Raw genomic sequence first — 24,596 nt, forward strand, 5'->3', positions numbered from 1 at the left:
CCCGGTGAGTTCGTCAACCCCGCCTTCCGCAGCCGCATCCGTCCGAGAACCCGGACGGCCGCGCGGCTTCGGCGCGGGCCTTCGGCGCTGGTCGGTCCGGTTGATCGTCGGCGTGGTGGTCGCCGGGGCGGTACTGGTCGGCGGAACGGCATTTCGCGTCTGGCAGGTCGCCCGTATCGATGACTACACGAAAGCCGACGCGATCGTCGTACTCGGCGCCGCGCAATACTCCGGCACCCCGTCGTCGGTTTTCGAGGCCCGGCTCGACCAGGCGTACGAATTATTCGAACTCGGCGTCGCGTCGAAAGTGATCACCGTCGGCGGCAAACAGGAAGGCGACCTCTACACCGAGGCCGCCTCCGGCAAGAACTACCTCCAATCCAGAGGCGTCCCCGCCGATCACATACTCGCGGTGGAAACCGGCTCCGACACCCTGCGCAGTATCGAGGCCGTCGCCACCGCCATGGCGGCGCGCGATATGTCCTCGGCGGTACTCGTCAGCGATCCGTGGCATTCCCTGCGCACCCGAACCATGGCTCGCGACGCGGGCCTGGACGCGTGGACGGCCCCCACCCGCACCGGCCCCGCCGTCTACACCAGGGAATCCCAGGCCCACGGCATCGCCAGGGAGACCGGCGCGCTGCTCTGGTACCAGCTCACCCATTTCTCCGCCGATTTCTCCTACACCGCGGGGCAGTGATGACCGGCGGCTACACCGACCACGACCGGGAACGCCTCGTCTCCGAGGGCGCGAAGACGGCGGGTCTCGGCCCGCCACGCAGCGAATTCGACAGCGGCCACCGCACCGAGTTCGCCCGCGACCGCGCCCGCGTCCTGCATTCGGCGGCGCTGCGTCGCCTCGCCGACAAAACCCAGGTGATGGGCCCGCGCGACGGCGACACCCCACGCACCCGGCTCACCCATTCGATCGAGGTCGCCCAGATCGGCCGCAGCATCGCCGACGGCCTCGGCTGCGACGCCGACCTCGTCGACCTGGCGGGCCTGGCCCACGACATCGGCCACCCGCCCTACGGCCACAACGGCGAGAAGGCCCTCGACACCTTCGCCCACGACTACGGCGGTTTCGAGGGCAACGCCCAGAACCTGCGCATCCTCACCCGCCTCGAACCCAAGGTCATGGCCCCCGGCGGCACCAGCGCGGGCCTGAACCTGACCCGCGCCGCCCTCGACGCCGCCATCAAGTACCCCTGGGTCCGTCCCGCCCCCGGCGCCAAATTCGGTGCCTACGATATCGACACCGACCGGCTCGACTGGATCCGCAAAGATGCCCCCGACCGGAAACAGAGTCTGGAATGCCAGATCATGGACTGGTCCGACGACGTCGCCTATTCCGTGCACGACGTCGAAGACGGAGTCATCGCGGGCCGCATCGACCTGCGCGCGCTCGCCGACCCCGCCGAACAGCGCGCCCTGGCGGGTATGGGCAATGCCCAGCACCGCACCCTGTCCACCGACGACCTGATCGCGGCCGCCCAGCGACTGTCCGAACTCCCCGTTGTCGCCGCCGTCGCCGCCTACGACGGCTCGTTCACCAGTTCCGTCGCCCTCAAAGCCCTGACCAGCGAACTCGTCGGCCGCTTCGCCATCGCCGCGATCAGCGCCACCCGCTCGACCGCGGGCAGCGACCGCCTCTCCCGCTACGCCGCCGACCTCACCGTCCCGCCCATCGTCCAGGCCGAGGTCGCCGTGCTCAAAACGGTCGCGCTGCGCTACGTCATGTCCGACGAGGATCACAAACAACGCCAAGCCGCCCAGCGCGAACGCATCCTCGACGTCGCCCACCGCCTGCTCCGCGCCGCGCCCGCCGCCCTCGACCCGGTTCTGCTGCCGTGGTGGGACGACGCGGCCGACGACACCGCTCGCGTCCGCGTGATCGTCGACCAGATCGCCTCTTACACCGAGAGCCGTCTGGAACGCGTCGCGGCCACCCTGCGCGCCTGACCGAACGCGCCCGTCCGGATCGAAGCGTCGCCGCGCTCGAGGCTAGACTCGCACGGTGGCCGGACGACTCCCAGATCGCGATATCGCGGCGATACGCGACCGAGTCCGGATAGAGGATGTGGTGGGGGAGTACGTCGCCCTCAAGCGCGCGGGCGCCGACTCGATGAAGGGCCTGTGCCCGTTCCACGACGAGAAATCGCCGTCCTTCCACGTCCGGCCCAACCACGGCCTCTTCCACTGCTTCGGCTGCGGCGAGGGCGGCGACGTCTACAAGTTCTTGCAGCAGATCGAGCACATCGGATTCGTTGAGGCCGTCGAGCAGATGGCCGACCGCATCGGCTACCAGATCAACTACGAAGGCGGCGGCACCTCGGTCCAACGCGACCGGGGCACCCGATCCCGCCTCGTCGCCGCGAACACCGCCGCCCACGAGTTCTACATGGCCCGCCTGCGCGAACCCGACGCCGAAGCCGCCCACCGCTATCTCACCGAACGGAATTTCGACGGCAACGCCGCCCAGCAATTCGGCTGCGGATACGCCCCCGACGGCTGGGACACCCTGACCAAACACCTGCTGCGCAAAGGTTTCGAATTCAAGGAACTGGAAGCGGCCGGACTCTCCAAACAGGGCAAACGCGGCCCCATCGACCGCTTCCATCGGCGCTTGCTGTGGCCGCTGCGCAACCTCGGCGGCGAGGTCATCGGATTCGGCGCGCGCAAACTCTTCGACGACGACACCATGCCGGGCAAATACGTCAACACCCCGGAAACGTTGCTGTACAAGAAATCTCAAGTCCTGTTCGGCCTCGACCTGGCCAAACGCGATATCGCCAAAGGCCACCAGGCCGTGGTCGTCGAAGGCTATACCGATGTGATGGCCATGCATCTGGCGGGCGTGAAAACCGCCGTCGCCTCCTGCGGCACCGCCTTCGGCGACGAACACATGGCGATCCTGCGCCGCCTGCTGATGGACGACAATTTCTGGCGCGGCGAGATCATCTACACCTTCGACGGCGACGCGGCAGGTCAGGCCGCCGCGCTCAAAGCGTTCGCGGGCGACCAGAAACTAGCAGGTCAGACCTATATCGCGGTAGCGCCCGACGGTCAGGACCCGTGCGAACTCCGTCAGCACTCCGGCGACAGCGCCGTCCGCGACCTCGTCGCCCGCCGCACACCGCTCTACGAATTCGTCATCCGCGGACTGCTCGCCGAATACAACCTCGATCAGGTCGAAGGCCAGGTGGAGGCCCTGCGCCGCGCCGTCCCCGTCGTCGCGCAGATCAAAGACAACGCCACCCGCAAGGCCTACGCGACGCGGTTGGCAGGCTGGGTCGGCTGGGACGATATCCAGACCGTCGTCCGCCGCGTCGGCGAGGAAGCGAAACGCGGCCGCGCCGGTGGCACTGCTACCGCACCCCGCCGCCAAGGCCGAGCCGAGGCTCCCGCCGCACCCGAACACGTTGCGGCGCGGCCCAATCCGAACGATCCGGTGCTGCTACCGCAACGTCAGGTCCTCTGCGCGGCCCTGCAATACCCCGCCATCGCGGGCGCCGTCTTCGACTCGCTCGAACCGGAAGCGTTCACCCACCCCGCCTACATCGCCATTCGCGCGGTGATCGCCGAAGCAGGCGGTGCCTCGTGCGGGCTCGGCGGTGCCGAGTGGGTCAACGCCGTGTCCGACCGGACCGACGAACTGACCCTCCGCGCCCTGGTGTCCGAGCTGGCCAGCGTGCCGCTGCCGGTGAAGTCCGCCAACGACATTCCGCGGTTCATCACCGGGGTGCTTGCGCGGGCCCAGGAAGCGTGGGTCGGGCGTCAGGTCGCCGAGTTGAAGTCGAAGTTGCAGCGAGTCTCGTCGACGGACGCGGCGGAGACGTATATGTCGCTGTTCGGGGATCTGGTTGCGCTGGAGCAGTATCGGAAGAGTCTGCTGACGCAGGCGATGGGGAATTCGGACGACTTCGTGTCGAACTGAGATTGCTGGTGTGGGCCGCAGTACTTGGGTCGTCGAGGATCGTGCGGTGAGACGGCTTCCTCGCAGGTCACGGTTCCTGCGGTGACTCGTCTTCGACGGTATCGGCGTGGAAGTCGTAGCGGTCGGTCCCGCGCATACCGGGGCAGGCAATCAGCGCGTTGGGCCGTAGCGTGAGCTCGGCCGGAAACGCGGGATCGACGCGACTGACGGTTGTGTTGGTGGACTGTGTTCGATGAGACCGTCCAGGTCAGGTACTTTTCATCCAGGCATGGGGGTGGGTCTGATCAGTACCGAGGCACTCCACTGTCATTGCCGAATCCAAGCGTCTGAGATGCCGATATATCGTGCGCAGAGCGATCCAAGAATCGTGGCGGGGGTTAGGTCGCCGACCCTGGCGATGTAGGGGCGTCCTGGGCATGAGGGAGCGCCTGCAACCGCTCTCTGTCTACCGCCAGAAGCGCGAATTTACGCGGACAGCCCCCGAAACGGCCGTCACCATGAAGCACATCGCGGTCCACATTCTCGTAGGTGCGGCCGGGGCGGTCTACCGCCGACGCGCGAATCCACCGCCGAACGCGCGATCTTCAGCGCCGCAACTGATCCTGCGGCACCAGCACCGTGGTCCGCTCATCCAACGGCACCATCGGCTCCAACGGCGCCCGCGTGCTCAACCGGTCCGACAACCTCTGCCGCCCCACCAACACCAGCTTGCGCGTTACCGGACTCCCGGCCACCGCGCGGGTAGCCGCGCTGATCTGCTCGTACCGAGCCCGCCCGGCCTTCGTGCCGAGCACGTACCCGGCAGCAATGCCGATGATCAACCGCAGCATCTCGTTGAGCTCCTCCCAATAGCCAGTGCGCGCTACCATCCTGCCCGACCCCGCCCCCACCTGTCGATCCGGATTCGGGGTGCCGCACGAGGCGCGCCGATACATCCGCCCCACCCTGCGTTCTGCGGCCCGAATCGTTCATAGACCCGCGGCGCGCCCCCTCCACCCCGCTACCCCTGCGCCTCGAGTGGCTCTTGTGGCCTTCCTTCGCGCCAGCATCAGCCCAAGTAGAACCGCGATTTGGGAACCCGACCAACCGTGCGCTAAAGTTTCATCTCGGCCGACCGGCACGGAACGGCCACAAGGATAGTCCCCTATAGCTCAATTGGCAGAGCAGCCGACTGTTAATCGGCAGGTTTCTGGTTCGAGTCCAGATGGGGGAGCCTAACTAACAGGTCAGGCGCGATTGGTGCGCCTGACCTGCTCTTGTATTCGCGTTGCGGCCAAGAATGCGCCAAGAATTCCGGTCCGAACTTCGTGGCGCGGTAACCGATTCGCCTGTGGGTATCGCCCCTCGCTCTGTGCCTTTCGACTTGACGATTGAACGTCGCAGGTTCGTGCCCTCGCCGGGGCACATCGAATATGGGAACGCAGGTGACCTGGGCATCTGCTTTGGTCGACTGGCAACCGGAGCGGACTACGCCTTGGGATGAGCGGCGACACGGTGTTCATCAGACGGCCGACGTCAGTGACCAATCAGCTTGACGTCGCATAGCTGCTGGCAGCCTGCCATCGACCGGTGAGCGGTAGCAAGACGTGAACCCCAAGCCTTGCCGCGAGAATCGAACCTATCCGGCCCCGCAGGATGTGATTCACTACTCACCTGGGTTGGCCGAAACTGTTCAGCGCGAAAGGTTCTCGCTCGCACGGCGGGTCGCGACTACGCTCGACCTCGTTCTGTTTCTGGGAGGGGGCCGCATGTCGGCGAAACCGGGCGTGTCCGGACAAGACTTCGCGATAGTTCCGGACGAGGTCGCCGAGGCTGGGGCCTACGTCCAGCAAGTCGCTGAATCGCTGGTCAACGGTCTCTGTTCCCTCGACCGGGAGATAACCAGCGTGCTCGGCAACTGGACCGGCGCGGCAGCGGATGCGTTCGGCAGTGGCTGGACCGAGACCAAAGAAGGCGCCGCCGACGTCTTGGACGCCCTCGCGATCATGGCCGGACTCCTCGGAGTCGCCAGTAAAACCATCGCTCACCAAGATACCGCTGGCGCGACCTATCTGAGCTCCCTCGATCTCCCGAGTCTGTGAGCATCTGATGGACGGCACCCGCGACTTCACCGTCGACACCGACGAGCTCGACCAACTCGTCGCCCGTGCTAACGGATTCATCGGCTTTCTCGCCGAAAGCCTCGACGGCATCAACCACCGTATAGCCGCCATACAACAGAATTGGCACGGGCAAGCCGCAATCGCCCAGGAGGAAGCCTTTCGAGAATGGGCGATCGGGGCCGCCGAGGTCGTCGAGGGAATCACCGCGATGCACACCGCCGTGGTCACCGCCCGCGACGCCTACAACACGGCAGCGGAAATGAACCTGCGAATGAGCGGTGGCTAGCTCGTGGTTTCGATCTCGCCGCAGTCCTACCAAAGCGCTGCGAGAGAGTGCTACGCGCTGTCGGAAGAGTTCCAAACCGTCTACAACCCGCTCCAGGTCGCGCTGCTGGAAACCAGCCGCATGTCGGGCGGATACCAAACGGTCAAAGGCTGGTCGAAAGCCTACGATGAGCGAGCTGCGGCGATCACCCTGGTCGCCACCAACTATGCCCGCGCGCTGCAACGCTTCGGAGACGTGCTCACCGCGGCCGGATACAACTGGGCATGCGCGGAATACAAAGCCAACCGCGACCCCAACAAGGGCGCGGCACCGACCCTGCCCAACGCGGTCCCTTCGGAACTGCCCTACGACGGGAACGCGGTCATCGGCGTCGCCGCCTCAGGCAGCAATAGCCACGGCCTCGAGTCCGAGATCCCCGACCTCTACGACAAGATCGTCGCGAAGATCGCCGGTGGCGAGATCCCCGACGGCGACACCGTCAAACTCGCTCGCGCCGCGACCGCGTGGAAAACCTTCGCCGCCTCCATCCCGGTATTCGGTGGCCAGGCCCGCTTGAAAATGGTCGCTGACGGGCTCGAACGCGGCTACGGTACCAGCGTTCCGCAAGACATTCCGTATCTGGCCGCGCACCTTCGCACGATGGCGACAGGCGCGGGCGAGATCGAACTGGCCGCCCACGATCTTGCTACCGCGACCGAATCCCACAACGTCGCCCTGTCGGCGATGCGCGCCGACATCAACACCCAGTTCGCGATGGCCGTGGTCGGCGCGGCCGTCGTGATCGCGGCAGCGGTAGTGACGATCAAGAAGCCGCAGGCTGCGGGCGGGGTCGAAGCCGCGACCCTCGACGCCGCCGCTGTGGCGATAGCACGGACGATCGGGACGTTCTTCACCACGCTCAGCGGTATCAGCTTCACCTCGGTCGCGGTAGCCACCGGTGGACTGGCGGCCATCGCGGGGCTGGCCGTCCTCGTAACGTCAATGGATGACAGTTCCGACGGCCAGGGCGGTGCGCAGGACGGGTCAACTACCCGGCCCACGGATCGGATCAAGGAGCACCTGACCGACCGCGACCTCGATGCCGCACGGCGTGAGCTCGAAGGCGAGGTAGTTGCCCGCAAACCGGATGGCACACCGTGGGACCATGTTCAAGAAGTGCGTGATGCGCAGCAAGGTCTTGTCAACCGGATCGACCAGATCAACCGGCGGCTCGGTTGGCCCAAACTCACCGATGCCGAACGCGCTGCGCTCGAGGATGAACTCTCTGAGGCAAGTAGGCTTCTCGACCACTCCGAACAATTCGTTCCTCGGTCCAAATGACGACACAGCGAGGCATTGTGACTACCGAAGACCCCCAGACCATGACATTGGAGGATCTGGATGGGCGCTGGCCGGATCCAGGCCCCGACGCAACCCGGCTTGTCCGGACAGTGCACCGACTGAGGCGAAAGCCACTCGCAAGCTTGGGCACCGAGGATTTGCGGGTCTTGATGGCGCAGCAGGTAGGGATCCAGTTCGTGTTGCCCACCGTTATTGACAAATTGCGCAGTACGCCACTCGCTTCCGGGGACTTCTATCCGGGCGATCTGCTGATCGCCACATTGCGTGCCATGGGTCCCAATTTCTCGGCTGAGCAGCGCAGTGAACTGCGTTCGATTGTGGAGTGGGTTCGTTCGCACGACTACGACAACGCCCCGAGTGAGCTATGGCCACTTGTCGCAACCCTGTGACAGCAAGAAGGTCCTTGACCCCGGATCGCTCGAAGCAGCCCTCGCCGAGATCCGTCGCAGTGGTGACCGACTGGCAGATGCCGTCGCCGCCGTGCGTGGTCGGGGTGAAGGGCGTGGTGTCCTTGTTGGGGGCGACGCCCGGGGGGTGACATCACCGATCTCCAGACCGCTCCCGGCGTTATGCGCTCGAGTAGCAATCACCTCACTGCTGCGCTGCTCGACCGCCACCGGCGGGCGTGAGCCGACGCGAAGATCGAAGTCGATCGCCTGCTCGGCAAGGCCGATCCACGTATCCACGACCAGATCCGACGACTACGCGCGCAACAACCGCTCGATGATCGAGCGCGATCGCTGTGACCGGTCCCGATAGCGGGACCACCCGGACTCGAACACCGAGGTTCCCGTTATCCGGGGACGAGCCAGCTCCACCGGCGCGGTCCTGGTCGGGCTGGCGGCCTTCGCGCTGACGCTCGTGTGACACCGAGGGGATCGCGGCAGCGGGCTTCGTACGTCACCGCGATCCCGGCGCCCACCGATTTCGCCGGGCTCGCCAGCGAGATTCGAGGTGCAGGGCCTCGCCTATCGAATCCGGCGCTCGCATTCCTCGAACGGTGTGCCCGCCTCGAAGCAGTCGGCCAAGCCGCTCTGGACATCGCCGCTGGTGGGAGGTTCGCCGCAGAGAATTCCGCAGCGCTGGTATCCGGGGACGTCGCTGCCGTCGGGGAAACGGCACCGGCCGTCGTCGCAGGTGTAGCCGCGGGTGTTGGGATCGCGGGTGAGCGGACCCCGGCTGTAGGACCAGACGAGGGCGTCGGTGCCCTGGACCGGCGTGCAATACACCGTGCGGCCGTCGGCGAGGTGGGCGTCGGCGCCCCGGTCGGGGCAGTAGTCGTTCAGGCTCACCTCGGGGCCGGGTGGTGCCGCGGCGGGTGACCGCGCGGCGGACCAGGCGCCGGGGGATGCCGCGGCGGTTACGGGGGCCATGACCAGGGCCGACAGTGCCGCGATGGCTGTGATGCCGGTGGTCAGTGCCCGGAATTTCCGTCGTCGAACTGCTGTCGGCATCGCTTCGCCTCCGGTCCGGATCGTCGTGAGGTCCGGACACTACGCGGCCTCGCGCCACGAGGTCGACGGTTTCGGAAATCGATGCACGGTGATCGGACAACCACCGAGCGTCAGGATCCACTCGGCCCGAGCATGCCGTGCAACGCGGTGGTCACGTATTTCTCGATGACCGGCTCCCGCACCGACGCGGTATCGGGGATGGTGATCAGCAGGGCGTACAAACCCAGCAGGAAGAACACCCCGTTGTAGAACACGTCCGTGCCCGCCGGGATGTCCCCACGGTCACGGGCTCGCTCCAGTTCCTCGACCACGGCGACGATCACCGGGTGCTGCCGCCACTCCTCCTGGGGTGGGCGGGTGGTGGAGAAGTGCAGCGCGAGAAAGTCTTTGAACAGGGTGGTGCCGAGTCGATGTTCGAGGGCCAGTAGCACGCGGACGATTTCGGTGAGCGCCGACGGCAGGTCGGGCGATTTCTTGAAGAACCGGGTGAGTTCCTCGGCCATGCGCTCTTCCTCGCGCCGCTCGAGTTCGATCAGCACGTGTTCCTTGGTCGGGAAGTGGAAGAAGAACGTGCCGTGCGCGACTCCGGCCGCCGACACGATTTCTCCGACTTCGGCCGCGACCATGCCCTTGCGCCTGAACTCGCTGATGGCCGCGCCGAGCAGACGCTCGCGAGTCTGGCGACGCTTCAACTCCCGCGCCGGGACCTTGCCCTCCGTCGGCATGATTCCTAATCAGTTCTGGGAGTAAGCCGTCCGGCAAACTCCTTGGTGGTAGCCGGCTGGTAGGTGAGCACTCGTGGTTCCTGGACATCGAGTCCTGATGAAAGACAGTGCCCCTGCCGGTGGGTCGGGAGAGTTGATCGCTGCTGGGATGTCGTGCCTGCCGCTTCGGCGGCGTGAGCATTGCTTGATTAGGTCGCTGATAGTTCTCCTGCGGGCTGCCGAAGAGGTGGTGATCGATATCGAGTACGGGAGAATCGTTGAGGTTGTTCGTTGGTGATGACTGGGCCGAGGCGCATCACGATGTGGAGGTGATGGACAATTCGGGCCGCCGCCTGGCCAAGGCCCGGCTGCCCGAGGGCGTGGCCGGGATGGCGAAGCTGCACGCGATCATCGGCGACCTGGTAGGCGAGGATGCCGATGAGGTCGAGGTGCTGATCGGGATCGAGACCGATCGCGGCCCGTGGGTGAGTGCCTTGGTCGCTGCCGGATACACGGTGCTGGCGGTGAATCCGTTGCAAGCGGCGAGGTTTCGTGACCGGCTCGGGGTGTCGAGGGCGAAAAGCGACGCCGCCGACGCGCACGTGCTGGCGGACATGGTCCGCACCCACGCCCACGAGCTGCGCCCGGTCGCCGGTGACTCCGACCGCGCCGAGGCGGTCGAAGTCGTGGCCCGAACCCACAAGAGCATGATCTGGGAACGAACCCGCCACACCCAGCGGCTGCGACACACCCTGCGCGACTACTTCCCCGCAGCGCTGGATGCGTTCGACGACCTCGACGCCGCCGACACCCTGGAACTGCTGGGCAAAGCACCCACCCCGGCCCGGGCCGCCCGGCTGACGATCGCCCAGATCAGTGCCGCGATGAAACGAGCACGCCGCAAGAACATCGCCGACAAGGCCCCGATCATCCAGGCCGCGCTGCGCGCCGATCACCTCGGACAACCCGAGATCGTCACACAAGCCTATGCCGCCTCTGTTCATTCGCTGCTGGCTGTCCCGGGCGTGCTGAACACCCAGATCAAGACCCTCGCCGAGCAGGTCGATGCCCATTTTGGGCAGCACCCGGCCGCTGAGATCATCCTGTCCCAGCCGGGACTGGGGACAATCCTCGGCGCCCGGGTGCTCGCAGAATTCGGTGACGACCCGACCCGCTACGCCAGCGCCAAGGCCCGCAAGAACTACGCGGGCACCTCCCCGATCACCCGCGCGTCGGGCAAGAAGAAAGTCGCCCTGGCGCGGTTCGTGCACAACGACCGCCTGATCGACGCCCTCACCGCCCAGGCCCAGACCGCGATGATGCGTTCCCCGGACGCCCGCGCCTACTACGACAAGCAGCGAGCCCGCGGCGTCAACCACTACCCCGCCCTGCGTCAACTCGCCAACCGACTCGTGGGAATCCTGCACGGCTGCCTCAAAACCGGAACCCCCTACAACGAGGCCACAGCCTGGCCGCTGTCGGCTCAGAAGGCTGCTGCTTGACATTCAACCCTCCTGGGATGTCTTTCGGGCCGCACCATCAACTCCTTGTGGTCAAAGTACCAAGTCGGATGCGGCGGGGTGGATGGTGCACCGGGCGATCGCAGGTGGTCTCGGTGTGCGGAGTGTCCTCAGCGCCGCACGGTGTAGTTCATTCATCGAAAACTACCGGGCGTGTCCTCTGCAAGATCATGATTCCAGTCAGCTTGACATAGATTAATGAGCAGCTACAGCCTAATTTTCAGAGATTTCGCTGATCCAAGTCACTGAAACCACACATTGACTCGAGTCAATCAAGTCGTCTACAAAGATCTCCATGACCGAGGCGCGGACAACACCGTATGGGCGTGAAGCCCAGCGCCTCCGGACGCGACGGCGCGTGCTGGACGCCGCCCTCGCGGAATTCCGTCGAACCGGTGCGGCCGCGGCCGACGTCGGCGCCATCGTGGCGGACGCCGGAGTCGCCCGCGCGACGTTCTACTTCCATTTCCCCCGCAAAGAACACGTGCTCCTCGAACTGGAACGGCGTGAAGAGGTGCGGATCGCCAAGCGGTTGGCGCACCGGCTCGCCGAACCGCACGATCTGGCGGCGGCGCTCGACGAGGTCGTCCGCTCGGTGCTGACCGTCGAGCGACGCGTCGGCTCCGTCCTGTTCAAAGATCTGCTCGCACTGCATTTTTCGCCGAATCGTCCCGAGGACGACGAGTGGACCGATCACCCGGTGATCGTCCTGGTGGTCGAAGAGTTCGCCCGTGCTCGCGACGAGGGCGAAGCGTTCGCCGGGCTGAACCCGTTCCACGCCGCGGTGTTCTTCCTGCTCGGCCTCTACGCGCTGCTGACGACCAGCGGCGAGTCCAGGTCCACGCGCGCGGTGATGCTGGACAACTATGTGGCGCTCACGCTGCGCGGCATGGAGATCCGATGACCATGCCGTCACCGAACTTCGACTCGAATCGGCAGTCGGGGAAACGATCACAACGGAGGTCGAATCATGTGGCAGGACATCGTGCGTCTGGTCATCGCGTGGGGATCCATGGGCGCGGTCATCGGATTCTGGTACTGGGTGATGCGCAATATCGGGACCTTCTGATGCCGTCGCCGCGCCGGGAGTCGATCCGGTGGTCGTGCGTATGACCGGATCGGAGAAGGGCGGCGCGACAGCGGTGGAGCGCAGTTACGCCGTGACGGCCGTCGCGTTCTCCGACAATCGCCGCACCGGTGTCCGGCTGATGACCGGTGAGCGCAGGGCCTTCGGTGTGAACGCGACCCGGTCGATCGTGCAGGTTCCCTATCCGCCGCTGTCGCCGGAATGGACCAGGAGAACGGTCACCTGCGGTGTGGCACTGCAATGTTCGCCGTCCAAGGAACGGATCGCCGGATACTCGCTGCACGAACTGTCACCCCGTGAACTCGGGAGTCTGTCGATCGTCGAAGGCGCGGTCGCCGCGGGCTGGATCGGTCGGCGGCTGCCAGGCCTGATTCCCGAGTTGCGGCGGATGATGCCCGAGCTCGAGATCGCCGATCCGGACCTCGGTGGCATCGAGATGATCGAGCGAGCGAGGGAACTGGCGCGCTCGCGACGTCCGCTGGTCGCGCATCCGCTGCTGGGTTCGCTCCCCATGACCGTGCCGGGCAGAAGTGCCCTGTCGGTCGCGGTGCGGCGGATGTACGGGCGCATGCCGTGGACCTCTCCGCGCGTGGATTCGTATCGGGCGATGTCGGTGCCGGTCGGGGGTGAGGGCGGGGTGCGCAATCCGAACCTGCCGCCGCCGAGCAGGCCGGAGAACGAGGACATCGAGATCAGGCCGGATCAGCGAGCGGGCATTCCCTACCCGGAATGGAATATGTGGTCGCAGAGCTTCCTGCGCGACCACGTGGCCGTTCTGGAACGTAAACATCCCACGCGGGCGGTGCCGCCGGTCCCGGTGTCGGCCGATGTGCGGCGCTGGTTCGAGCAGCACACGCGGCGCGCGATGAAGTCCGGTCTGGAGGACGGATCCGACCTCGATATCGACCGCTACACACGCTATTTCGTCGACGCGTCGACCGGTGCGGTTCCCGAGCCGCGGGTCTTCCGCGATCTGCTACCCGATTCCCGCGATGTCGCCACCGCGGTGCTGCTCGACGGCAGTTCGTCGCTGGGAGTGCACGGCGGCCGGATCTTCGAACTAGAGCTGGCCTGCGCCGACGCCCTGTCGCGGGCCCTGACTCTCGCCCGCGAACGGCACGGCATCTTCGTCTTCACCGGCAACACGCGGCATCGAGTAGAGGTCAAGTGCCTCAAGGATTTCGACGACCGCTACTTCGTCGATCCGAGCAGTCTCGGTCTCGCGGCCGGGGGTTACACGCGCCTGGGTGCTCCGCTGCGCCATCTCACCGGTCGCCTGCTCGCGCAACCCTGCGAACGACGCCTGCTCATCGTGATCGGTGACGGATTGATCTCCGACGAGGGCTACGAGGGCCGCTACGCCTGGGCGGATGTGGCGCACGCGGTGGAGGAAGCCACCGAGGCGGGGGTGACGGTCTATTACCTCGGCGTCGGTCCGGTGCGGGTCGATCCGCTGCCGGTCGTCTTCGGGGACCGCCGTTCCCGCCGGATCCGCCGCGTCGAGGAACTGCCGCGCGTACTGGCCCATGTCCATCGCGAGCTGGTCGCATGAACGGAAGGGGTGGCATGACCGCCGACCACTACTACAGCAGCGGTGGCGATATCGCGTTGTTCGAGAGGGCATTCGGGCGACAGCTGCCGGTGATGCTGACCGGGCCGACCGGGTGCGGGAAGACGCGGTTCGTCGAGCACATGGGTCGGCTGCTCGGCCGCCCGGTCGTCACCATCAGCTGCCACGACGATCTGACCAGCTCGGATCTGGTCGGACGCTTCCTGGTCTCCGGCGGTGACGTGATCTGGAACGACGGGCCGCTGACCCGCGCGGTCAAGAACGGCGCGATCTGCTACCTCGACGAAGTGGTGGAGGCGCGTCACGACTCGCTGGCCATCCTGCATTCGCTGACCGACCATCGCCGCACCCTGTACCTGGACCGCGCCGACGAGATCGTCACTGCACCCGCGACTTTCATGCTCGTGTGCTCCTACAACCCCGCCTACCGCAGCTCGCTCAAAGAGCTCAAACCCTCGTTCCGGCAGCGGTTCGTCACCCTCGCCATGGACTACCTCGACCCGGATCGGGAAGCGGAAGTGGTGGTCGCGGAGACCGGAGTGGATCTCGCGGTCGCCGAGCGACTCGTGCGCTGCGCCACCGCGATTCGACAGGCGGACGAGGTCTTCCACTTCGAACCGCCCTCCCCCCGGGTCCTGGTCACCGCCGGGCACCTGATCGCCGCGGGGGCCACCGAACTCGAAGCGGCGCACGCCTGCGTTCTCGCGCCACTCGGCGGCGACGGCGCGGTCGCCGACGGTCTGCGCGAGATCGCGGCGGCGAACCTGACCACCGAAACCGCACTCGCGCAACCTCTCCGGAAGTAAGGATCACCGCCCATGAACGACCAGGATCGCCGGCGACGTCGAGCTCTGATCGCCGTCCAGATCTTCGCCTACGGATTTCTGCTGGCGATGTTTCTCATCCAGCTGCACATGTACTCGGTCCGGGACTGGTAGGAGCCACCGTGAAACTCTCGACCTTCCAGCTGCGCCGCGGTGCCGCCGCACCGGCGAAAAGCGCGGACGCCTACGACGAACACCACGACCAGAGCAAACGCGCCCAACGTGAGGCCGATTGGTGGCTCACCGCGGGCACCTTGCTGATGGGCACCCTGGTGCTCGGCATCGTCGGCCTGCCGATCTTCCTGCGCGGGGTGTGGCTGCAACGCAGAGCCCAGGAGTCGGGACTGTCGGTGCGACCGCTCATCGTCACCCTGATCGGATATCTCGTCATTCTCGACGCGGCCCTGAACAGTCTGGGCTGGGCGTTGGACCTGATCGCCAACCACACCCTGATCAACCGCGTCATCATCACCGCCTGGGGCAACTTCTTCGACGCGGGCTATTTCTGGCACTACAACGAACTGTGGATCGGTGGTGCGGGCGCGCCCGGTGAGAAGGGCTGGGAGGTCGCGCTCATGCTGACCGTTTTCCCGATGCGTATCGCCGCCGCCATCGCGTTCCTCCAGATGAAGCGGTGGGGACATCAGTGGATGATCGTCACCTGCTGGTTCGGCCTCGTCATCTGGATCGGTTACACGTTCAACATGACCATGTACGCCGACGTCCGCTACGACGGCGTGGTCCTGCCGGTCATCGGCTGGTGGCTCTACGACATCTTCTACATCACCCCGTTCCTCGCGATTCCGTACCTGCACACGGTCAACCGCGAAATCTTCTCCGACTGAACCGAATACACCGCCGAGGATCGAGACAATGAGTAAAATCGCACCCACAGAGCAGAATTCGGACGACAAGGAACTACCGCTCGGCACGACCCCGGCGTACGCGGGGATGCACAAGTGGCTCAAGCGCGGCATTTTCGTCTGTTTGTTCGCCCTGGTCATCGAAGGGGCGTTCACCGTGCCCGCGCTCGCGCTGTGGTACGGCTGGCCGACCCTGTCGTTCACCGAGATCTGTAGTGAGCTGATGAAGGTCCGCTACTCCGACGACACCGTCGAATGCGAACATCCCTACCCGCTCAGCGGCGCACCGTTCGGTGGACCACCCGAGGCGGCGGGACAGCAGACCGCGCAGGACGATTGGGGGATCCAGCCGAAACCGAAGTGGGACAGAATCGGATTCCGCGAACTGATCCGAATCCACGAGGAACGCATCGCGCGCCAGGAGGCGGCTCAGCAGAACGCGACACCACCTCCACCCCGCTGACCCCGGGAAGCTGCCACCTCCCGGGCCCGTTGCCGTCGTGTTGGCATGCACGGCGGCAACGGGTGATTCCGGCGTCCGGTTATCATCGACCCGCGGTCGGCGCGTGATGAATCACGGTCGGCCGGGCGGGGAATCACAGGTCGAACCCATCGGAGTCACGTTGTCGACTATTGTGCTGGTCCACGGCATCGCGCAGGAGCAGTTGTCCGCGGATTCCCTGGAGGCCGAATGGCTTCCAGCCCTGGCCGGGGGAGTGCGCACCGCGGGACATCACGAACTGGCCGACCGTTTGTGGCGCGACAGCCGACCGTCCGGCCTCACGACCAGGATGGCCTATTACGGTGACCGATTCACCGACCTCGACGCGCAAGGATCGGGCGCGCGGGCGATCGACGGCACCGCGCTGGATCTGGCGGAACGCTTGAGCGTCGAATGGCTGCGCACGGCGGCCGAATACGCCGCGGATCCCCGCGATCGGGCCGAAGCCACCCGCCGATTGCTGAATATCGACGGCACCGACGAGGGTGCACAAGGCCCGGCCGCCGCCCTCAGACCCGCGCTCAACGCGCTCGCGCGGCTGCGATGGTTCGCGCCGTTCGGTCTCGGCCTCGCCGGAAAGTTCGTGTGGCGCGCGGTATCCCAGGTGTCGAGTTATCTGACCGAGGAGACGGTGCGACAGTTCGCTCAGGACCGCGTTCTCGAACACATCGACGCCGACACCCGCCTGGTGATCGGACATTCTCTCGGTTCCGTGGTCGCCTACGAAGCACTGCATCGCACCACCGGGCCGGTATCGTTCCTGACGCTGGGATCGCCGCTCGGCCTGAGAAGTATCGTCTACGACAGACTCCGCCCCGCGCCACCGCGAGTGCCCGTCGCCGTGTCCGCGTGGACCAATGTCGTCGACCGCGACGATCTGGTCGCGGCGCACCTGGACCTCGAGCCGTACTTCCCACCCGCGCGCGATTCTCGCGTCGCGCCGCGGACCCTGCCGTTCGTCGACAACGGGTCGGCGCCGCACAGCGCGGTCAACTATCTGACCAAAGCCGCTGTCGGAAGAGTGATCGCGGAAGCGCTGAACTGATCTGCCTCGTCGGAACTCCATGGCGAAGGCGTCGACGTCGATCCCGAGCATCGGTCCGATGGGGATGGTAGGCAAAGCCGTGGCGGTCATCGAACGCGTCCCGTCCGGCGAGATTGATCGACGTGTCCTCGGAGTCTCCGAAGCCCCAGCGCAATTGAAGTCGGACCGGGTCTACGGAAGAACGGGTCCGGGTCGGTGAGATCCTCCGGCAAGGTCGTCTGGGGGTGGTCATGCTCGGTGTCCTTCCGTGGCCATGGCGAGACTGCGATTGGTAATGACTATAGTCAGTTCAGACTGAACTGATCGCCTCGCTTCCCGCTTTTCTGGAGCTGTAAACCTGGCTATATACTCACTTCAGTGGCGTTTATCAGCCGCTGTAGGTCAGTCGAGCCGACCCATTTCATTGACATGAGTCAGAAACTGAACGAGACTCTGTCGAACGAAGGCGCACGCGATCGAGCGCGCGCCGACCGCTCGGGGTGGTCGAAGGTGAGGCGCGCGGTGCGCGTCGCGCGGCAGTGAAGTATCCGCGCCTGCGAGACCTTCGGGACCCGGAGCCGAGCAGAAGGTCCGAGGCCGATGGCGACGATGTTGTATCGACTGGGCTGCTTCGCTTTCCGGCATCGCCTGACAGTCCTCGTCGCGTGGTGCGTGCTGCTCGGCGGCGCTGCCGCGACCACCCTGGCGGCCGAACCCTTCGTCGCGGATTTCTCCGTCCCCGGCTCGGGAAGCGAACGCGCACAGCAGATCATGGACGACAAGTTCCCGCAGCTGCGGGGCAGTCGCGATCTCGCCGCCGCCCAGGTTGTCTTCCAGGCGCCCGAGGGCACCACACTCGACAGGCCGGAGAATCGGGCGCGCGTCGACGAACTGGTGCGCGGGCTGCGGGGCCTCGAGAATCTCGCGGCCCCGCAGGCGGTGGTCGATCCGCTGGGGGAGCCGGTCGGCGCGCATCGGGTGAGTCGGGACCGCACCCTCGCCTATGTCGAACTGACCTGGACCACGACATTCGATCTCATCGATGAGGGTGAGATCGCCGCGTTCGAGGAGGTGCTCGCCCGGTCGAGCGCGAACGGTCTGCGGGCGGAGGCGACCGGCAGTGTGTTCAGTGCTGAGCGCGTCGACAGCGCCGCCGCGGAATCGGTCGGATTCGGGATCGCGATGATCGTCATGATCATCGCGTTCGCCTCGCTGGTCGCGGCGTCGCTGCCGATCGTCACCGCCCTGTTCGGCGTGGGAATCTCGGTCTCGCTACTCACCGGCGCGACCGCGTTCTTCGAGATGGACTCGTCCTCGATCCTGCTGGCGTCGATGATCGGTATCGCGGTCTCCATCGACTATTCGCTGTTCATCGTGTCGCGCTACCGCCACGAGATGAACGCGACCGACGATCTCGGTCATGCCGCGGGCCGCGCGGTCGGCACCGCCGGATCCTCGGTCGTGTTCGCGGGCATGACCGTCGTGATCGCCCTCGTCGGATTGCGCGTGGTCGACAATCCGCTGATGTCGATGCTCGGCTACACCGCCGCGCTGTCGGTGGTGGTGGCCGTCGTGGCCGCGCTCACCATGTTGCCCGCGCTCCTGGGCCTGCTCGGGCGGCGCGCGTTCGCGCTGCGCGTGCCGGGCCTGCGACGGGGAGACGAACCCGATACCGCGGATTCCCACGGTGCGCGATGGGTGCGCCGGATCGCGGCGCGGCCGGTGCTCGCGCTGGTGGCGACCACCGCGGTGCTCGGGGTGTTCGCGCTGCCCGCCGCCGACCTCGAACTCGGAATGGACGTGGCGACAGCGGATCAGAAACCGGCCATCGAGTTGCTCGGAAGGGGTTTCGGCGACGGCGTCGTCGGTCGGCTCGTCGTGGCCGTCGACGGGAGCGGGACCTCCCGGCCCGAAGCCGTCTACCGCGACCTGGCCGCCGCGATCGGGAATCTGCCCGCCGTCGCGACCGTCGCGCCGCCGCAGCTCAACGCCGACCGTACCGGCGCGTTGATCGTGGTCATCCCGGATTCCGGACCGGGCACGACGCAGACACGCGACCTGGTCAGCGATATCCGCGGTCTGGAGCGCTCCTTCCTCGACCGCGACGGCATCGGTTTCGGGGTCGCCGGGCAGACGGCGATGATGTCGGATCTCGCGGTCGCCCTCTACGGGGCGCTGATTCCCTATCTCGCGCTGGTCGTCGGCTTGGCGTTCCTGGTCCTGATGCTGGTGTTCCGCTCGCTGCCGGTACCCCTGATCGCGACACTCGGGTTCCTGCTGTCCATCGCCGCGACCTTCGGCGCGACCGTCGCGGTCTTCCAGAAGGGCTGGTTCGGCCTGGTCGCCGACCCGGAGCCGGTGATCAGTTTCGTTCCCATCTACCTGATCGCGATCCTGTTCGGGCTCGCCATGGACTATCAGGTCTTCCTCGTCACCCGCATGCGCGAGGAATACGCGCACGGCCCGAGGACCGACGCCGCGGCACGGGAAGCGGTCGTCGTCGGTTTCCGGCACGGTGCGCGGGTGGTCACCTCGGCGGCCTTCGTGATGGTCTCGGTCTTCGCCGCGTTCGTTCTGCTGCCCGACACCATCGCCAGGACCATGGGTTTCGCGTTGGCCATCGGTATGGTGTTCGACGCGTTCCTGATCAGGATGATCATCGTGCCCGCGCTCATGACCCTGCTCGGCAGGCACGCCTGGTATCTGCCGAACTGGATCGACCGGATCCTGCCCGACGTCGACATCGAAGGGCGTCAGCTGGAGAAATACGATCGTCCAGCCGAACTGCCGGAGGACGCCGTCGCGGTGCACGCGGGCTGAGTGTTGCGTAGCTGACATTGACATTCAATTCTGTCCCGGGATCGAATTGAACAGACCTCGATGATCAGCGGCGCACGGAGATCCATGAACCTCACCAGCACCCTCCGGACCGTCGTCGAACTCGACGGCACCGACTACACCCTCGATCCGACCCTCGGCGGCTTCGCGGTCGTGTACACCTACGACGGCGGCGCGCGCGGGCTCTACACCTATATCGAGTACTACAACGATCCGAGCTTCGCCGAAATCAATGCCGAGGACGCCGCTGACATCGTCCGCGAGCACGACAAGCTGGCCGCGAAGCTGACGGCAGCGCAGTTGGCGCAGTACATCGACGGCGACCGGTTGCTCGCCAGCGAACTGGTCCGCCTCTGACGGAGTCGGTCCAGCGCAGGCGCTGACACCCGCCCCGGGGCGGCTCGTGCGGAGCCGCCGCACGGACGACAAGCGCGGGCCCGCAGGCGGATTCGGATTTCAGGCGCGGAACCTACACTCAGACAACGTATCCCGGATTCGACGCGCGCAACCGCGCCAGTACCGCCCCCGTCACCGCCGCCCGCACGCCTTTCTCCTCGTACGACAGCGCCCCCGAGCGGATCCTCTCCGCGAGCACCGCCTCCGATGCGCAGTCCACCCGGCCGAGCAGTTCGCGCACCTGGGACGCCACGCCGGTCTCGGTCAACTCTCGCCCGCCGATCCTCAGCAGCGACACGCAGATACGCAGCAGATAACGTTGCCGCGCTGTGTCTTCGGACAATGCCGGGCCGATATCCTCGGCGAGCGTCGCGGCGACGAGTTCGAGGATCTCGGTGACGCTCGGGCGGTCGTGCACGGTGGCGCTCGGCGGTTCCGGCACCGGTTCGGGCACGGCGGTATCGAGGAGTTCGAGCGCGTCGATCAGGTCGAATTCGGATTCGCACACCCGCCGTCCGATCGCGGCGAGTTCGAGTGAGCGTTCGACTCCGCCGAAATGACGTTCGGCCTGGAATCGGCTCAGTACCAGCCATTTCAGCGTGCCGAACACCTCCCACCAGTGCAGCTCGTCCGCCGAGGGACGGTCACCGGTGGCGCGGTGGTAGCCGTCGAGCAGCTGTTCCCGACTGCCGAGCCCGCCGACCGGTGCGGACGCGCCGAAGCGCCACGCCCGGACGCACAGCCACCCGAGATCCTCGATCGGATTGCCGAGGTGCGCGAGTTCCCAATCCAGCACGCCCCGGATACCGGTGGGATCGATCAGCAGATTGCCGAGCCGGAAATCTCCGTGCACCAGACAGATCGGGCGCGGGGGCGGGCGGTGCTCCCGGAGCCAGCGCAGACCCGCCTCCACGGCGGGGCGGGGTTCGGCGAAGGCGAGATAGATCTGCTCGATGCTGTCGAGTTGATCGCCGTCGTCGAGTGCGGTGAGTGTGTCGAGCGGCGTGCGATGGATCCGTCCGAGCACGTAGCCGAGTTCTTCGGCGATATTCGCGCGTAGGGCCTCGAATTCCGGATTCCGTTGCAGCTTACGGGGTATCGACTCGCCGCCGACGGTGTTCATCAGCAGGTACGGTGCGTCGATCCCGGGTGCGGTATCCCCGGAGCCGAGGACCCGGGGTACGGGGACACCCGCCCCTGCGGCGGCCCGCAAACACGCGACCTCGGCGCGCATGCGGGCGGGATCGCCGTGGCCCGGCGGGTCACGGCGCAGTACGGCCGTGACCGGCGCGCCGTCCCGGTCGGTGGCGTGGATCGCGTACACCTCGCGGCTCGCGCCTCCGGTGAACCGGCGGATCTCGGCGGTGACGATCTCGGTGCCGACGGCTTCGCCGAGCACCGCGCGGACACCGTCGATCAGGGTGGTCACGGCCGGTTCCTGGTCCTTGACGACACCGACTGGTTCGACGCGCAGCCCGAATTCGGCACGGCCATCGTCACGAGACGGTGTCACAGCCACGGCGCGGCCCCCGGGTCGCGCAGCAACCGGCGCGCGGTCGACATGCGGTGCACCTCGTCGGGTCCGTCGTAGACCCGCGCGTAGCGCGCCTGCCGGTACATGCGCTCCAGTGGCGTGTCCGCGGTCAGGCCGAGCGCGCCGTGCACCTGGATGGCCCGGTCGATGACGTCGTGCAGCATTCTGGCGCTCCAGAATTTCACCAGTCCGACGCGTACGCGATAGTCCTCGCCTGCGTCCATCGCCCGCGCGGCATCGAGGGTCATCAGCCGCGCGGCATGGATCTGGGCGGCGGATTCGGCGATATAGCGGTGGATCTCGCCCTTGTCTGCGAGCAGTGACCCGTGGGCGAAACGCGTGTTCGCGCGGGCGCACATGAGCTCGTAGGCGCGCTGGGCCTGGCCGAGCCAGCGCATGCCGTGGAAGATCCGGCCCGGTCCGAGGCGATCCTGCGCCACCGCGAACCCCTGACCGCGCGCGCCGAGCAGTGCCGCGGCGGGCACGCGGACATCGGTCAGCCGGATCTCGTAGTGGTCGCTGGGGTCGTGGCCCATCGTCGGAATCGAACGCACGATCTCGAATCCGGGTGTGTCGGTCGGGACGATGATCGCGCTGATGCGCGCGTGCCTCGGCGCGGACTCGGGTTCGGTGCGGGCGAAGACCGTGCAGAACGCGGCCTGCGCCGCGCCGGTGGTGAACCACTTGTGTCCGTTGACGATCCAGTGATCGCCGTCGAGTTCGGCGCGGGCTTCGATCAGGGTGGGATCGGAGCCCGCGACCTCGGGTTCGGTCAGTCCGACCGACGGCAGGATCTCTCCCGACACCAGCGGCGCGATCCAGCGGGCGCGCTGCTCGGCGGTCCCGTGCCGGTGCAGCATGAGCGTGTCCTGCATGGACACCGAACCGACGGCCAGCTGACCGAATTCGGAACGGCCGATGATCTCGTTGAGATAGACGAAGTCGAGGAACGGCAGACCCCCGCCGCCCAGCTCCGCCGGATGACCGAGCGCCCAGAGGCCGAGTTCCTTTGCCCGCGTTCGCAGTCCGGCCAGTGTGTTGCGCGCGGCGCCGCCTTCGACGGCGAGCGTGGATTCGACGGGGATGACCTCGTCGTCGATGAACGCGCGCATCGCCGCCGCCAATTCGGCCGACCTGCCCTCGGGGTGGTTGTCACTCATGTCAACGCTCCTTCGCGCGGGGGGAGAGGTCGTGCGGCGGTCGAGTCGTCGCCGACGTGGGCGGTGCCCGTCGCGACATCGGTCGCGGTTGGACCGATCGTCCGGTATCCGGACTGTCGGGCGGACCCGCCGCGGTCGAATTCACGCGATCGTGCCGCCGCGCGCAGTGCGGCCAGCCGTGCGCCGTCGTAGCCGAGCAGTTCGCCGAGAACTTCGTCGGTGTGGGTGCCCGGCCTGCTCGGGCCACCCCACCGGACGCCGCCGGGTGTGTCGCTGAGTTTGGGCACCACACCCACACCTCTCGCCGGTTCCGGATCGAATCCGGCCTCGCCGGGTCCGACCGACGGGTCGCGGTGTTCGACGAACAGTTCGCGCGCGGTGAACTGCGGATCGACCAGCACCTCGGCGACGGTGTTGACCGGGCCCGCGACGACACCGAATTCGGTCAACAGCTCGATCAGGTCGGCGGCGGTGAATTTCCCCGCCCACGCCGCGATGATCTCGTCGAGTTCGTCCTGGTGTTCGCCGCGCGCGGTGTGGTTGACGTACTTGGGGTCCGACGCCAGTTCCGGTGTGCCCATCGCGGTGGCGAGCCGTCCGAAGACCGTGTCCTGGTTGGCCGCGATGATCACCCACAGCCCGTCCGCGGCGCGATACAGATTCGACGGCGCGATCCCGTCGAGGCGCGTGCCCGACGGCTGCCTGACATGCCCGGTCTTGTGGTAATCGGGGACGGTCGACTCCTGAACGGCGAGTGCCGCCTCGGTGAGGGCGGCGTCGACGATCTGTCCGCGTCCGGTGCGTTCACGCGCGAGCAGTGCCGCGAGAACGCCTTGGCATGCGAAGAGTCCGGCGAGGCTGTCGCCGAGCGACAGCGCGATCCGCGGTGGCGCCTGCCCGGGAAATCCGTTGAGGTGGCGCAATCCGCTGATCCCCTCGGCGACCGAGGCGTACCCTGGGCGCGCGGAATACGGTCCGGTCTGCCCGTAGCCCGACACCCGGGCCAGTACCAGCCGGGGTGAGATCGCGGCGAGGACGTCGTATCCGAGCCCCCAGCGTTCCAGGGTTCCGGGTCGGAAACTCTCCACCACCACATCGGCGGTGCGCACGAGTTCGAGAAAGATCTCGCGGCCCGCCTCGGTGCGCAGGTCCACGCCGACGCAGCGCTTGTTGCGGGCGTGCACGGCCCAGAAGTATTGGTGCCCGCCGGCGGCCTGACCCCATTCCCGCAGGGGATCGGGGCGGTCGGGCGCTTCGATCTTGACGACATCCGCGCCCATGTCACCGAGGAGCCTGCCGCAGTACGGACCCGCGATCAATGTCCCGAGTTCGAGCACGCGGTAACCGTCGAGCGGGCCGGGTGGGGTGTGTTCGTCCGGATCGATCGTCATGGGCTGTCTCCTCGCACCGGCGGTATAGTGGGATTTCTGTCGAGCGACACCCGACGACGCATC

Annotated in this window: 22 protein-coding genes and 1 tRNA gene; 17 read left to right on the top strand and 6 right to left on the bottom strand. The window is 66.6% G+C overall.

Going from position 1 to position 24,596, the window contains the following annotated elements; translation table 11 throughout:
- The first annotated feature begins 4 nt into the window (after positions 1-4).
- The 3 genes from OG225_RS02370 to dnaG are packed head-to-tail and all read left to right on the top strand — an operon-like array spanning position 5 to position 3,937.
- The gene (locus tag OG225_RS02370; RefSeq protein WP_405180210.1) at positions 5-700 is read left to right on the top strand and encodes a YdcF family protein; all 696 of its coding nucleotides are present in this window, start codon (positions 5-7) and stop codon (positions 698-700) included.
- On the top strand, positions 700-1,962 hold the full coding sequence (locus OG225_RS02375) for a deoxyguanosinetriphosphate triphosphohydrolase (RefSeq protein WP_405180211.1): 1,263 nt from the start codon (positions 700-702) through the stop codon (positions 1,960-1,962). Before OG225_RS02370 ends, OG225_RS02375 begins: the two co-directional genes overlap by 1 nt.
- 55 nt (positions 1,963-2,017) lie before the next feature.
- Entirely contained in the window at positions 2,018-3,937 is a 1,920-nt protein-coding gene (gene dnaG / locus OG225_RS02380; RefSeq protein ID WP_405180212.1) for a DNA primase, read from the top strand.
- A gap of 584 nt (positions 3,938-4,521) precedes the next feature.
- Here dnaG and OG225_RS02385 read toward each other — a convergent pair.
- Positions 4,522-4,767 (bottom strand): hypothetical protein, encoded by a 246-nt coding sequence (locus OG225_RS02385; protein WP_109523963.1) that lies wholly within the window; start codon positions 4,765-4,767, stop codon positions 4,522-4,524.
- Positions 4,768-5,077: 310 nt separating this feature from the next.
- On the opposite strand from OG225_RS02385, the gene OG225_RS02390 reads away from it, so the two are divergent.
- From OG225_RS02390 to OG225_RS02410, 5 genes are all read left to right on the top strand, one after another.
- Positions 5,078-5,150: transfer RNA gene (locus OG225_RS02390), tRNA-Asn, on the top strand.
- A gap of 535 nt (positions 5,151-5,685) precedes the next feature.
- Complete coding sequence (locus tag OG225_RS02395) at positions 5,686-6,018, top strand: WXG100 family type VII secretion target (RefSeq protein WP_405180213.1); 333 nt, start codon at positions 5,686-5,688, stop codon at positions 6,016-6,018.
- A 7-nt stretch (positions 6,019-6,025) separates the two neighbouring features.
- Complete coding sequence (locus OG225_RS02400) at positions 6,026-6,325, top strand: WXG100 family type VII secretion target (RefSeq protein ID WP_405180214.1); 300 nt, start codon at positions 6,026-6,028, stop codon at positions 6,323-6,325.
- Positions 6,326-6,328: 3 nt separating this feature from the next.
- Positions 6,329-7,645, top strand: a complete 1,317-nt coding sequence (locus OG225_RS02405) for a polymorphic toxin type 28 domain-containing protein (protein ID WP_405180215.1) — start codon at positions 6,329-6,331, stop codon at positions 7,643-7,645.
- Positions 7,646-7,686: 41 nt separating this feature from the next.
- Entirely contained in the window at positions 7,687-8,055 is a 369-nt protein-coding gene (locus OG225_RS02410) for a contact-dependent growth inhibition system immunity protein (protein WP_405180216.1), read from the top strand.
- Between the two features lie 579 nt (positions 8,056-8,634).
- On the opposite strand, the gene OG225_RS02415 is transcribed toward OG225_RS02410, so the two are convergent.
- A complete protein-coding gene (locus tag OG225_RS02415; protein ID WP_405180217.1) occupies positions 8,635-9,120 on the bottom strand; it encodes a hypothetical protein in 486 nt (161 codons plus the stop codon).
- Between the two features lie 110 nt (positions 9,121-9,230).
- A complete protein-coding gene (locus OG225_RS02420; protein ID WP_405180218.1) occupies positions 9,231-9,845 on the bottom strand; it encodes a TetR family transcriptional regulator in 615 nt (204 codons plus the stop codon).
- 257 nt (positions 9,846-10,102) lie between these two features.
- Between OG225_RS02420 and OG225_RS02425 the strand changes: the two genes are divergently transcribed.
- The 9 genes from OG225_RS02425 to OG225_RS02465 all read left to right on the top strand — a co-directional run bounded on the left by OG225_RS02425 (position 10,103) and on the right by OG225_RS02465 (position 20,409).
- Positions 10,103-11,326 carry an IS110 family transposase gene (locus tag OG225_RS02425; protein WP_405180219.1) on the top strand — a complete coding sequence of 408 codons (1,224 nt, stop codon included), beginning with the start codon at positions 10,103-10,105 and terminating at the stop codon, positions 11,324-11,326.
- 313 nt (positions 11,327-11,639) lie between these two features.
- The gene (locus OG225_RS02430; RefSeq protein ID WP_405180220.1) at positions 11,640-12,248 is read left to right on the top strand and encodes a TetR/AcrR family transcriptional regulator; all 609 of its coding nucleotides are present in this window, start codon (positions 11,640-11,642) and stop codon (positions 12,246-12,248) included.
- Positions 12,249-12,453: 205 nt separating this feature from the next.
- Positions 12,454-13,983, top strand: coding sequence for a nitric oxide reductase activation protein NorD (locus tag OG225_RS02435; protein WP_405183169.1), 1,530 nt, complete (start codon positions 12,454-12,456; stop codon positions 13,981-13,983).
- Between the two features lie 14 nt (positions 13,984-13,997).
- A complete protein-coding gene (locus tag OG225_RS02440) occupies positions 13,998-14,807 on the top strand; it encodes a CbbQ/NirQ/NorQ/GpvN family protein (protein ID WP_405180221.1) in 810 nt (269 codons plus the stop codon).
- Between the two features lie 161 nt (positions 14,808-14,968).
- Positions 14,969-15,670: a hypothetical protein gene (locus tag OG225_RS02445; RefSeq protein WP_216912514.1), complete on the top strand. Its 702-nt coding sequence runs from the start codon at positions 14,969-14,971 to the stop codon at positions 15,668-15,670.
- A 28-nt stretch (positions 15,671-15,698) separates the two neighbouring features.
- Positions 15,699-16,151, top strand: coding sequence for a hypothetical protein (locus OG225_RS02450; RefSeq protein WP_216912468.1), 453 nt, complete (start codon positions 15,699-15,701; stop codon positions 16,149-16,151).
- 160 nt (positions 16,152-16,311) lie between these two features.
- On the top strand, positions 16,312-17,235 hold the full coding sequence (locus tag OG225_RS02455; RefSeq protein ID WP_405180222.1) for a hypothetical protein: 924 nt from the start codon (positions 16,312-16,314) through the stop codon (positions 17,233-17,235).
- A 579-nt stretch (positions 17,236-17,814) separates the two neighbouring features.
- Complete coding sequence (locus OG225_RS02460) at positions 17,815-20,034, top strand: MMPL family transporter (RefSeq protein ID WP_405180223.1); 2,220 nt, start codon at positions 17,815-17,817, stop codon at positions 20,032-20,034.
- 84 nt (positions 20,035-20,118) lie between these two features.
- A complete protein-coding gene (locus OG225_RS02465; protein ID WP_216912473.1) occupies positions 20,119-20,409 on the top strand; it encodes a hypothetical protein in 291 nt (96 codons plus the stop codon).
- A gap of 118 nt (positions 20,410-20,527) precedes the next feature.
- On the opposite strand, the gene OG225_RS02470 is transcribed toward OG225_RS02465, so the two are convergent.
- From OG225_RS02470 to OG225_RS02480, 3 genes are all read right to left on the bottom strand, one after another.
- Complete coding sequence (locus OG225_RS02470; protein ID WP_405180224.1) at positions 20,528-21,877, bottom strand: phosphotransferase; 1,350 nt, start codon at positions 21,875-21,877, stop codon at positions 20,528-20,530.
- 80 nt (positions 21,878-21,957) lie between these two features.
- Positions 21,958-23,142, bottom strand: a complete 1,185-nt coding sequence (locus tag OG225_RS02475) for an acyl-CoA dehydrogenase family protein (protein WP_405180225.1) — start codon at positions 23,140-23,142, stop codon at positions 21,958-21,960.
- Complete coding sequence (locus OG225_RS02480) at positions 23,139-24,533, bottom strand: CaiB/BaiF CoA transferase family protein (protein WP_405180226.1); 1,395 nt, start codon at positions 24,531-24,533, stop codon at positions 23,139-23,141. The genes OG225_RS02475 and OG225_RS02480 overlap by 4 nt, the downstream gene beginning before the upstream one ends.
- Between the last annotated feature and the right edge of the window lie 63 nt (positions 24,534-24,596).

It is taken from the genome of Nocardia sp. NBC_01377 (assembly GCF_045040005.1).
In the GTDB taxonomy this organism is placed as follows: domain Bacteria; phylum Actinomycetota; class Actinomycetes; order Mycobacteriales; family Mycobacteriaceae; genus Nocardia; species Nocardia noduli.